Consider the following 10,997-nt stretch of genomic DNA (forward strand, 5'->3'; position numbering starts at 1 on the left):
GCTACCGTCACTGTGATGTAGATGCCGGAGATAAGCGCCGGGAGGTAAAACAAAGCCTGCAACGCAGGCTTTTGTTATTTCTGTGTGCAGGGAAAATGATGAGCATGGCCAGCCAAGAGTGCTTTTCTCATGCCTTTATGCCATGGCAAATCACAGAATGAATAGTCATTCTGTCATAAAGTTATTTTATCTCTTAATATTATCTTAATGTCATTGTAATATGAAGCCAGCCTTACCACTTACGTTTATTAAACGTCAGTTTCGTTTTTTTTCTGTCTTTTAAATAAGAAATTAAAAAATAAACGGAAATAGCAAGTAGTATGGCAGCCACCACTAAGAAAAATAGGTTTTCCATAATATCTACCACATAGCGTATGTTGATTAAATTATTAGCTTGATAAGCAATGCGCCAGTTTTGTTCTGTAGCATGGCTTGCTCTAACATATCCTGGATTTAGGAAAATTCCTACAGAGTGTAATGTTTTTTATTACTCAGTATTTCATGCTACTTTTTCGATTGGAAACGGCATGGATACAGCCGAAGTGCAGTACTGTGGCATGTGGAGATTTGCTTTTTTAACAAAGGCTGGATGAAACTGGTTTCAGTTAGGCCAACTAAAGGGTAAAAAATATGCTATAGCATAAAATATTATATATAACGTAATGCAGCTGCAGTTGATTCACATAACGTAAGAGTATGCAGAGTAGCTGCAAGAAGTTGCCGCAACCTGACGATTGCGGCAGGGCAGGGGGATTAGATCTGATAGTAATCCTTGTACCACTCCACGAAGTTCTTCACGCCTTCCTTCACTGACGTTTGCGGCTTAAAACCCACCAGGTCATACAGCGCTTGGGTGTCTGCGCTGGTGTCCAGCACATCGCCCGGCTGGATCGGCATCATATTCTTCTTCGCTTCCATTCCCAGCGCCTCTTCCAGGGCGGTGATGTAGTCCATTAGTTCCACCGGTGAGCTGTTGCCAATGTTATATACCCGATACGGCGCGGAGCTGGTGGCCGGGGAACCGCTCTCAACGGTCCAGTCGGCATTGGCCTGCGGGATCACATCCTGCACCCGAACCACCGCCTCGACGATGTCGTCGATATAGGTGAAGTCGCGCTTCATTTTGCCGTAGTTGTAAACGTCGATACTTTTTCCTTCCAGCATCGCTTTCGTGAACTTGAACAGCGCCATATCCGGGCGACCCCACGGACCATACACTGTAAAGAAGCGCAGCCCGGTGGTCGGGATGCCGTACAGGTGAGAATAGGTGTGCGCCATCAGCTCATTAGCTTTCTTGGTGGCGGCATACAAGGAGACCGGATGATCGACGGAATCTTCGGTGGAGAACGGCATTTTACGGTTGAGGCCGTAAACCGAGCTGGAGGAGGCGTACACCAGGTGTTTCACCTTGGTATGACGGCAGCCTTCCAGAATGTTCAGATACCCCATCAGGTTAGCGTCTGCGTAGGCATACGGGTTTTCGAGTGAGTAGCGCACACCGGCCTGGGCGGCCAGGTGGATCACGCGATCAAATTGCTCTGTGGCGAACAGCTTTGCCATACCTTCACGGTCGGCCAGATCCAGCTGCTGGAAATGGAATGCCGGAGAAGCCAGGCGATCCAGACGGGCCTGCTTCAGGCTGACGTCATAATAGTCGTTCATGTTGTCGATTCCGACAACATCATGCCCTTCATTCAACAGGCGCTGCGCGATATGGAAGCCGATAAAACCTGCGGCACCAGTGACCAAAAACTTCATATTTTTCCTCCGGGGTGTGGATATCCCGTTCTACATAAGTGCCGATTTTACACTGGCTTGCGGTTGGGATCACTTGGTTTACCATGACAAGATATGCAAGTACCTGTAAACAGCGGCGTCAGAGAGTAAATGTCATGTAATTAATTATCATTCGCGAAAGACATTAAGACATTCAGAAGTTGAAAATAATATAAAACCCAATATAAACAATGGGTTGGGTGTTTGCTTCGGTATTATCGAGTATTACGAGGTTTAGACGCGGTCTGGCCTCGTAGAGTAAAGATGGTTACTTTAGTTTGCCCGGTGTGTTTGTTTGCCGAGAGCTCATTTAGCGATAATGCCATGATATCGTCTAAAGTGTGTCCATTTTTACATTGAAAAAGCCATGCACCGGATTTTTACTTTAATTCCTTACTTGCAGAGTTATAATACGCTGCCGTTCTATTTAGCAGACTTAGGTATTGCTTGATAAATCATCACCAAAAGTAAATCAGTAAGTTGGCAGCATTACCCAAAAGTTGTTATTAATATGCAAGAAATTATTTCAGAATTTCATGCTGTCCTTAGATGGTTCTTTTGCATGTAAGGGCGTGATGAGCAGGCGAGGGGAGTGCTACGCCAGGCATGCTGCTTGCGGAAATGAGAAAGTCCTGATAGCTAACGGAGAAGGGAAACGCCAGAGTAAAGCCTTTTTGTAGCTAAGGTAACGAGATGCATGGCTGTACTAAACAGTAATGCCATCTGCAGTGCGGTTTGAACGGATGTGAGTGCTAAAAACTCGGTGGATCACGCATTTTGGTTGCGATAGCCAATGGCGGTAGCGTGGAAGAAAACATAAGGTGATTTTTTAATTTATTGAATTAAAAGGGTTTTTATCGTTTATGGCTGGGGTGTCGCTTGCGCTTCCGTTCAAATCATTGGTTGCAGTCGATGAATGGCAGCTGACCTGATAAACTTTGCCCGCAGCACAAAGCAGTCAGTTTCTCGATGGTTGAGCCTGACAGGATCGGCGAGGTAGACCTGGTATGACTAACTCATTCAGTGGATATTTGCAGAATAATTTATGAGTATAAAGATGAAGTACAATTTAGGGTATTTATTTGATTTACTTGTTGTGATAACAAATAAAGATCTAAAAGTGCGCTATAAGAGCAGCATGCTAGGCTATTTATGGTCAGTAGCAAATCCATTGCTTTTTGCCATGATTTATTATTTTATATTTAAGCTGGTAATGAGAGTACAAATTCCAAATTATACAGTTTTCCTCATTACCGGCTTGTTTCCGTGGCAATGGTTTGCCAGTTCGGCCACTAACTCATTATTTTCATTCATCGCTAACGCTCAAATTATCAAGAAGACAGTTTTTCCCCGGTCCGTGATTCCGCTAAGTAATGTGATGATGGAAGGCTTGCATTTTCTTTGCACCATCCCGGTTATTGTTGTCTTTCTTTTTGTTTATGGCATGTCGCCGTCCTTGTCCTGGGTTTGGGGTATACCTCTCATTGCTATTGGCCAGGTGATTTTCACCTTTGGTGTTTCAATCATCTTTTCAACGCTGAACCTGTTTTTCCGTGACCTGGAGCGCTTTGTAAGTCTGGGGATTATGCTGATGTTTTATTGTACGCCGATTTTATATGCGTCTGATATGATTCCGGAAAAATTTAGCTGGATAATTACCTACAATCCGCTAGCGAGTATGATTCTTAGTTGGCGTGATTTATTCATGAATGGGACTCTTAATTATGAGTATATTTCTATACTCTATTTTACGGGAATCATTTTGACGGTTGTCGGTTTGTCTATTTTCAATAAATTAAAATATCGATTTGCAGAGATCTTGTAATGCACCCAGTTATTAACTTCAGTCATGTTACAAAAGAGTATCCTCTGTACCATCATATTGGCTCAGGAATCAAAGATTTAATTTTCCATCCGAAACGCGCTTTTCAGTTGCTGAAGGGGCGGAAATATTTAGCTATCGAAGACGTATCCTTTACAGTTGGCAAAGGTGAGGCTGTTGCCCTGATTGGACGTAATGGGGCAGGAAAGAGTACCTCTCTTGGTCTGGTTGCCGGCGTGATTAAGCCAACTAAGGGAACCGTCACCACTGAAGGACGGGTGGCATCGATGCTTGAACTCGGCGGAGGATTTCATCCGGAACTTACCGGGCGTGAGAATATTTACCTGAATGCTACTCTGCTGGGCCTTCGACGTAAAGAGGTCCAACAACGTATGGAACGTATTATTGAATTTTCGGAACTGGGAGAATTCATCGACGAGCCCATCAGAGTATATTCAAGCGGAATGCTAGCTAAGTTAGGTTTTTCGGTCATCAGTCAGGTTGAACCGGATATTTTAATTATTGATGAAGTTCTGGCAGTAGGTGATATCGCTTTTCAGGCTAAATGTATTCAGACCATCAGAGATTTTAAGAAAAGAGGCGTGACGATACTGTTTGTTAGCCACAATATGAGTGACGTTGAAAAAATCTGCGATAGAGTCATCTGGATCGAAAATCATAGACTCAGAGAAGTGGGGTCTGCCGATCGAATCATTGAACTGTACAAGCAAGCAATGGCTTAATCATTGGGTAATATAATGAACAATAGCGTTAAAATCTATACCAGCCACCATAAGCCTAGTGCTTTTCTTAATGCTGCAATTATCAAACCTCTGCATGTCGGCAAAGCTAATTCTTGTAATGAAATTGGTTGTCCAGGAGATGACAGTGGCGATAATATTTCTTTTAAGAATCCGTTTTATTGCGAACTAACTGCGCATTATTGGGTTTGGAAAAACGAAGAGCTGGCAGACTATGTCGGTTTCATGCACTATCGCCGTCATCTTAATTTTTCCGAAAAACAAACTTTTTCTGAGGATACCTGGGGGGTCGTGAACCATCCATGCATTGATGAAGAATATGAGAAGATCTTTGGATTAAACGAAGAAACAATTCAACGGTGTGTCGAAGGTATTGACATCTTGCTGCCAAAAAAATGGTCTGTCACTGCGGCGGGAAGTAAAAATAATTACGATCACTATGAACGAGGTGAATACTTACACATTCGTGATTATCAGGCTGCCATTGCCATCGTTGAAAAACTATATCCAGAGTATAGCACGGCAATAAAAACATTTAATGATGCCAGTGATGGCTATTACACAAATATGTTTGTCATGCGCAAAGATATTTTTGTTGACTATTCTGAGTGGCTCTTTTCCATTCTGGATAATCTCGAAGATGCCATCTCGATGAACAATTATAATGCCCAGGAAAAACGCGTTATTGGGCATATAGCTGAACGGCTGTTTAATATTTACATAATTAAGCTGCAACAAGATGGTGAGCTTAAGGTAAAAGAATTACAGCGTACCTTTGTCAGCAATGAAACATTCAATGGTGCACTGAATCCAGTTTTTGATTCTGCGGTTCCAGTGGTTATCAGTTTCGATGATAATTACGCAATCAGCGGTGGCGCATTAATTAATTCCATTATCCGACATGCGGACAAAAATAAAAATTATGATATCGTCGTACTCGAAAACAAAGTTAGCTATTTGAATAAATCCCGGTTGGTAAATCTAACCTCTGCTCATCCGAATATTTCTCTTCGTTTTTTTGACGTTAATGCCTTCACTGAAATTAACGGTGTGCATACCCGAGCGCATTTTAGCGCATCAACGTATGCCCGTCTTTTTATTCCTCAACTGTTCAGACGATACGATAAAGTCGTATTTATTGATTCGGATACCGTTGTAAAGGCAGACCTGGGTGAACTGCTTGATGTCCCTCTGGGCAACAATTTAGTTGCAGCGGTTAAGGATATCGTCATGGAAGGTTTTGTAAAATTTTCTGCAATGTCGGCATCAGATGATGGCGTTATGCCGGCAGGCGAATATTTACAAAAAACCTTAAACATGAATAACCCTGATGAATATTTTCAGGCAGGGATTATTGTTTTTAATATCAAACAAATGATCGAAGAAAATACTTTTGCTGAATTGATGCGTGTATTAAAGGCAAAAAAATACTGGTTCCTCGACCAGGATATCATGAATAAAGTATTCTACTCTCGAGTCACATTTCTGCCATTAGAGTGGAACGTTTATCATGGTAATGGCAACACGGATGATTTCTTCCCTAATCTTAAGTTTGCAACGTATATGAAATATTTAGCAGCTCGCAAGAAGCCTAAAATGATTCATTATGCGGGTGAGAACAAACCATGGAATACTGAAAAAGTTGATTTTTACGACGACTTTATTGAAAACATCGCTAACACTCCATGGGAGATGGAAATCTATAAACGTCAGATGTCGTTAGCGGCTTCGATTGGTTTAACCCATAGCGAGCCGCAACAACAAATCTTGTTCCAGACCAAAATCAAGAACGTATTGATGCCTTATGTTAATAAATATGCACCAATAGGCACGTCAAGAAGAAACATGATGACTAAATATTATTATAAAGTACGCCGTGCTATTCTTGGATAATAAAAGAGACAACAGATGAAAAGTAAAAAAATATTGATCGTAGGTGCTGGCTTCTCTGGTGCAGTTATCGGTCGCCAACTTGCTGAGAAGGGACATCAAGTCCATATTATCGATCAGCGTGATCACATTGGGGGGAATTCCTATGATGCACGCGACTCTGAAACGAATGTGATGGTACATGTTTATGGACCCCATATTTTCCATACTGACAATGAAACAGTGTGGAACTATGTCAACAAGCATGCAGAGATGATGCCCTATGTGAACCGGGTTAAAGCGACAGTTAATGGTCAGGTATTTTCCCTGCCTATTAATTTGCATACTATCAATCAGTTTTTCTCAAAAACTTGTTCGCCTGATGAGGCCAGAGCGCTCATTGCTGAGAAAGGGGATAGCACTATTGCTGATCCACAAACTTTTGAAGAGCAAGCGTTACGCTTTATTGGTAAAGAGTTATATGAGGCCTTTTTTAAAGGCTATACGATTAAACAGTGGGGGATGCAACCCTCGGAACTGCCGGCATCTATTCTTAAACGTCTTCCTGTTCGTTTTAACTATGATGATAATTATTTTAACCACAAATTTCAGGGTATGCCGAAATGTGGTTATACGCAGATGATTAAGTCCATTCTCAATCATGAGAATATCAAGGTTGACTTACAGCGGGAATTTATCGTTGAAGAGCGAACTCATTACGATCACGTATTCTATAGCGGTCCATTAGATGCGTTTTTTGGCTACCAATATGGCCGTCTGGGCTATCGAACATTAGATTTTAAGAAGTTTACCTATCAGGGTGATTACCAGGGATGCGCAGTGATGAACTATTGTTCTGTTGATGTGCCCTATACTCGCATCACTGAACATAAATATTTTTCTCCCTGGGAACAACACGACGACTCTGTTTGTTATAAAGAGTATAGCCGTTCTTGTGAAGAAAATGATATTCCTTACTATCCTATTCGCCAGATGGGAGAGATGGCCCTTCTTGAAAAATACTTGTCACTGGCCGAGAATGAAACCAATATCACTTTTGTCGGTCGTCTTGGAACCTACCGTTACCTCGACATGGATGTGACCATCGCCGAAGCATTGAAAACGGCAGAAGTCTATTTAAATTCACTCACTGAAAATCAGCCAATGCCTGTGTTTACGGTTTCTGTACGATGAAATATACGGCATTGATAGTGACATTCAATCGTCTCGGCAAACTGAAAAAAACCGTTGAAGAGACCCTCAAACTTGAATTCACTAATATTGTTATTGTCAATAACGGGTCCACGGATGGGACCCAAGCCTGGCTTTCGTCAATTGTTGATACACGAGTCATTGTATTAACCCTCACCGAGAATACCGGTGGGGCGGGGGGCTTTAAAACCGGTAGTCAGTATATCTGTGAACAGCTGGCAAGTGATTGGGTATTTTTCTACGATGACGATGCTTACCCCTATCCAGACACGTTGAAGTCCTTTTCACAGCTGGATAAGCGGGGATGTCGGGTATTTAGTGGACTGGTGAAAGATCCGCAAGGAAAACCGTGTCCGATGAATATGCCGTTCTCGCGTGTACCAACCTCCCTTGGCGACACTGTACGCTATTTACGCTACCCTGGAGAATTTATCCCGGCAGCTAATCGTTCTATGTTCGTACAAACGGTTTCATTTGTAGGGATGGTCATACATCGTGATCTGCTCACGACCAGTCTTGACCACATCCATGAACAGCTCTTTATCTACTTTGATGATCTTTACTTTGGCTATCAGCTATCATTAGCTGGTGAGCAAATTATGTATAGCCCGGAGTTGCTTTTTTATCATGATGTGAGTATTCAGGGCAAACTTATTGCACCTGAATGGAAGGTTTACTATCTATGCCGTAATTTGATCCTGTCGAAGAAAATATTCCAGAAAAATGCCGTGTATAGCAATTCAGCGATAGCGATACGCATCCTAAAATATATATTAATCCTGCCATGGCAACGTCAAAAATATTCCTATATGAAATTTATTCTTCGTGGAATTTCACATGGCATAAAAGGTATTAGTGGTAAGTATCATTAAGTGGGCATAGCAATGAGAAAACTGTGTTATTTCATAAATTCGGATTGGTACTTCGATTTACACTGGATCGATCGTGCCATCGCCTCCCGTGATGCAGGTTATGAGATTCACATCATCAGCCATTTTATTGATGACAACATAATAAATAAATTCAAAACATTCGGCTTTATTTGCCATAATGTTACTCTTGATGCTCAATCTTTTAATGCATTAGTTTTCTTTCGTACTTACCATGATGTGCAAAAAATTATTAAAAATATAAAACCGGATCTCTTGCATTGCATCACTATCAAGCCATGTTTGATTGGTGGTGTGCTCGCGAAGAAATTTAATCTGCCGGTCATCGTAAGTTTTGTTGGGCTTGGAAGAGTATTTTCTTCAGACAGCATGCCTTTAAAATTATTACGGCAGTTTACTATTGCTGCATATAAATATATTTCCAGTAATAAGCGCTGTATATTTATGTTTGAACATGACCGTGACAGAAAAAAACTGGCTAAGTTGGTTGGACTCGAAGAACAACAGACTATTGTTATTGATGGTGCAGGCATTAATCCAGAGATATACAAATATTCTCTTGAACAGGATCACGATGTCCCTGTTGTATTGTTTGCCAGCCGTATGTTGTGGAGTAAAGGACTGGGCGACTTAATTGAAGCGAAGAAAATATTACGCAGTAAGAATATTCACTTTACTTTGAATGTTGCTGGAATTCTGGTCGAAAATGATAAAGATGCAATTTCCCTTCAGGTCATTGAAAATTGGCATCAGCAAGGATTAATTAACTGGTTAGGTCGTTCGAATAACGTTTGCGATCTTATTGAGCAATCAAATATCGTTGCTTTGCCGTCAGTTTATTCTGAAGGTGTTCCGCGAATTCTTCTGGAAGCATCTTCTGTGGGTCGCGCTTGTATTGCTTATGATGTCGGTGGTTGTGATAGCCTTATTATTGATAATGATAATGGAATTATTGTTAAAAGCAATTCACCTGAAGAGTTGGCTGATAAACTTGCCTTTTTGCTTAGCAATCCTAAAGCACGCGTTGAAATGGGTATTAAAGGACGTAAGCGTATTCAGGATAAATTCTCGAGTGGGATGATTATTAGTAAAACGCTAAAGACTTATCATGATGTGGTTGAGGGATAGTTGTCGATCAAACGGTTATCCTTTTTTATTAATTGCCAGATATTGTTTCTTTACCATCAAATTTTTTTTGAAGTATATTATTAACTAAAATTACTGTAACGTGTCACTCGGGAGGCGATCAAATGTCTGAAAGATCTTCAAGTGCACTGGTCTCTGTTGTGATACCTGTGCACGATGCTGCAGAATATATATCTGATACGCTAAGTTCCATTTTATCGCAATCGTTACAGGATATTGAAGTCATCATTATTGATGACAATTCAGCTGATGATACGTTAAAGCTACTGCAGTCCTTTGCCGCTAATGACTCGCGAATACGTCTTTTGAATAATTCGCAGAATATCGGTGCAGGTGCATCACGTAACATGGGCTTAAAAATAGCAAGTGGCGAATATATCATTTTTCTTGATGATGACGATTATGCCGATGCTAATATGCTCAAACGGATGTATGATCATGCTGCATTGCTGCAAGCCGATGTGGTTATCTGCCGATGCCAGTCTTTAGATCTACAAACCCATTCATATGCACCTATGCCATGGTCTGTGCGCGTAGATTTACTCCCCCAAAAAGAACTATTTTCATCAGATGAAATTACTCATAATTTCTTTGATGCATTTATCTGGTGGCCCTGGGATAAGCTTTTCCGTCGCCAGGCTATACTGGATACTGGGTTACAATTCCAGGATTTAAGAACGACTAATGATTTATTTTTTGTTAGCGCTTTTATGCTACTTACCAAAAGAATGGCGTTCCTGGATGAGATCTTGATTTCTCATTCCATTAATCGCAGTGGTTCATTATCGGTGACCAGAGAGAAATCATGGCACTGTGCTCTTGATGCGTTACGTGCCCTCTATTCATTTATTGACTCAAAGCACTTGTTGCCTTCACGTGGTAGAGACTTTAATAATTATGCAGTGACTTTTCTTGAGTGGAATTTAAATACGATTTCTGGTCCGGCGTTTGATTCTTTATTCACTGCTTCACGCGAATTCATCGCCTCATTGGATATTGATGAAAGCGATTTTTATGATGATTTTATCAAAGCGGCACACTATCGCCTGATTCGGTTAACGCCGGAAGAGTATCTTTTCTCGTTAAAAGATCGGGTATTACATGAGCTTGAATCCTCTAATTTATCTTCAGAGAAGTTGCAAGCCAGTATTGCTTCTCAGGATCAAGTTCTTAAAGCCAGGGAAGAAGAAATTGATGAGCTAAGAGCGTCCGTTGCACAGAAAAAAGAACGTATTGATAGGTTGGTCCAGCGAAATGCATATTTAGAGACTGAGTATCAGAAACAGCAAGATCAATTAACTAAACTACAAAATGAATTAAATAACGCTGCTCAACGTTATTCAGCCCTTATTTCATCATTGTCATGGAAAGTTACAAGACCTTTAAGGTTAATCAAAGCGTTAATCACGAGGAAAATGTAATATTTTTATCAATACTTCATGCTTATTTTAGTTGCAGAGAAATACTCCTGATTAACGAGCAAAGTTATGCAGGGAGGCATATTAACACCTCCCTTTGCTA

The 10,997-nt window shown here is 41.1% G+C and carries 9 protein-coding genes; 7 read left to right on the forward strand and 2 right to left on the reverse strand.

The genetic code is table 11. The annotated features are described in order from the left end of the window. Positions 1–232: 232 nt before the first annotated feature. Both DR88_RS31075 and DR88_RS04855 read right to left on the reverse strand, forming a co-directional pair. Positions 233–355: a small membrane protein gene (locus DR88_RS31075; RefSeq protein WP_032409012.1), complete on the reverse strand. Its 123-nt coding sequence runs from the start codon at positions 353–355 to the stop codon at positions 233–235. Positions 356–753: 398 nt separating this feature from the next. Next, positions 754–1,758 carry an NAD-dependent epimerase gene (locus DR88_RS04855; protein ID WP_004149013.1) on the reverse strand — a complete coding sequence of 335 codons (1,005 nt, stop codon included), beginning with the start codon at positions 1,756–1,758 and terminating at the stop codon, positions 754–756. Positions 1,759–2,833: 1,075 nt separating this feature from the next. Here DR88_RS04855 and rfbA point away from each other — a divergent pair. The 7 genes from rfbA to DR88_RS04820 all read left to right on the forward strand — a co-directional run bounded on the left by rfbA (position 2,834) and on the right by DR88_RS04820 (position 10,897). Next, positions 2,834–3,601, forward strand: a complete 768-nt coding sequence (rfbA, locus tag DR88_RS04850; protein ID WP_023287828.1) for an O-antigen export ABC transporter permease RfbA — start codon at positions 2,834–2,836, stop codon at positions 3,599–3,601. Then, the gene (rfbB, locus tag DR88_RS04845) at positions 3,601–4,341 is read left to right on the forward strand and encodes an O-antigen export ABC transporter ATP-binding protein RfbB (protein WP_002912371.1); all 741 of its coding nucleotides are present in this window, start codon (positions 3,601–3,603) and stop codon (positions 4,339–4,341) included. Before rfbA ends, rfbB begins: the two co-directional genes overlap by 1 nt. Positions 4,342–4,356: 15 nt before the next feature. Then, entirely contained in the window at positions 4,357–6,252 is a 1,896-nt protein-coding gene (locus DR88_RS04840) for a DUF4422 domain-containing protein (RefSeq protein WP_032443983.1), read from the forward strand. Between the two features lie 15 nt (positions 6,253–6,267). Further along, entirely contained in the window at positions 6,268–7,422 is a 1,155-nt protein-coding gene (rfbD, locus tag DR88_RS04835; protein WP_004149005.1) for a UDP-galactopyranose mutase, read from the forward strand. Continuing rightward, positions 7,419–8,312 carry a glycosyltransferase gene (locus DR88_RS04830; RefSeq protein WP_004149004.1) on the forward strand — a complete coding sequence of 298 codons (894 nt, stop codon included), beginning with the start codon at positions 7,419–7,421 and terminating at the stop codon, positions 8,310–8,312. Before rfbD ends, DR88_RS04830 begins: the two co-directional genes overlap by 4 nt. Beyond that, positions 8,313–9,458 (forward strand): glycosyltransferase family 4 protein, encoded by a 1,146-nt coding sequence (locus tag DR88_RS04825; protein WP_025861879.1) that lies wholly within the window; start codon positions 8,313–8,315, stop codon positions 9,456–9,458. Positions 9,459–9,580: 122 nt separating this feature from the next. Continuing rightward, the gene (locus DR88_RS04820) at positions 9,581–10,897 is read left to right on the forward strand and encodes a glycosyltransferase (RefSeq protein WP_004149002.1); all 1,317 of its coding nucleotides are present in this window, start codon (positions 9,581–9,583) and stop codon (positions 10,895–10,897) included. Positions 10,898–10,997: the final 100 nt, after the last annotated feature.

It is taken from the genome of Klebsiella pneumoniae, from assembly GCF_000742135.1.
In the GTDB taxonomy this organism is placed as follows: domain Bacteria; phylum Pseudomonadota; class Gammaproteobacteria; order Enterobacterales; family Enterobacteriaceae; genus Klebsiella; species Klebsiella pneumoniae.

Coding starts and splice junctions, on each gene's coding strand:
- DR88_RS31075 (WP_032409012.1), bottom strand. CDS start 355: ATGGAAAACCTATTTTTCTTAGTGGTGGCTGCCATACTACTTGCTATT.
- DR88_RS04855 (WP_004149013.1), bottom strand. CDS start 1,758: ATGAAGTTTTTGGTCACTGGTGCCGCAGGTTTTATCGGCTTCCATATC.
- rfbA (WP_023287828.1), top strand. CDS start 2,834: ATGAAGTACAATTTAGGGTATTTATTTGATTTACTTGTTGTGATAACA.
- rfbB (WP_002912371.1), top strand. CDS start 3,601: ATGCACCCAGTTATTAACTTCAGTCATGTTACAAAAGAGTATCCTCTG.
- DR88_RS04840 (WP_032443983.1), top strand. CDS start 4,357: ATGAACAATAGCGTTAAAATCTATACCAGCCACCATAAGCCTAGTGCT.
- rfbD (WP_004149005.1), top strand. CDS start 6,268: ATGAAAAGTAAAAAAATATTGATCGTAGGTGCTGGCTTCTCTGGTGCA.
- DR88_RS04830 (WP_004149004.1), top strand. CDS start 7,419: ATGAAATATACGGCATTGATAGTGACATTCAATCGTCTCGGCAAACTG.
- DR88_RS04820 (WP_004149002.1), top strand. CDS start 9,581: ATGTCTGAAAGATCTTCAAGTGCACTGGTCTCTGTTGTGATACCTGTG.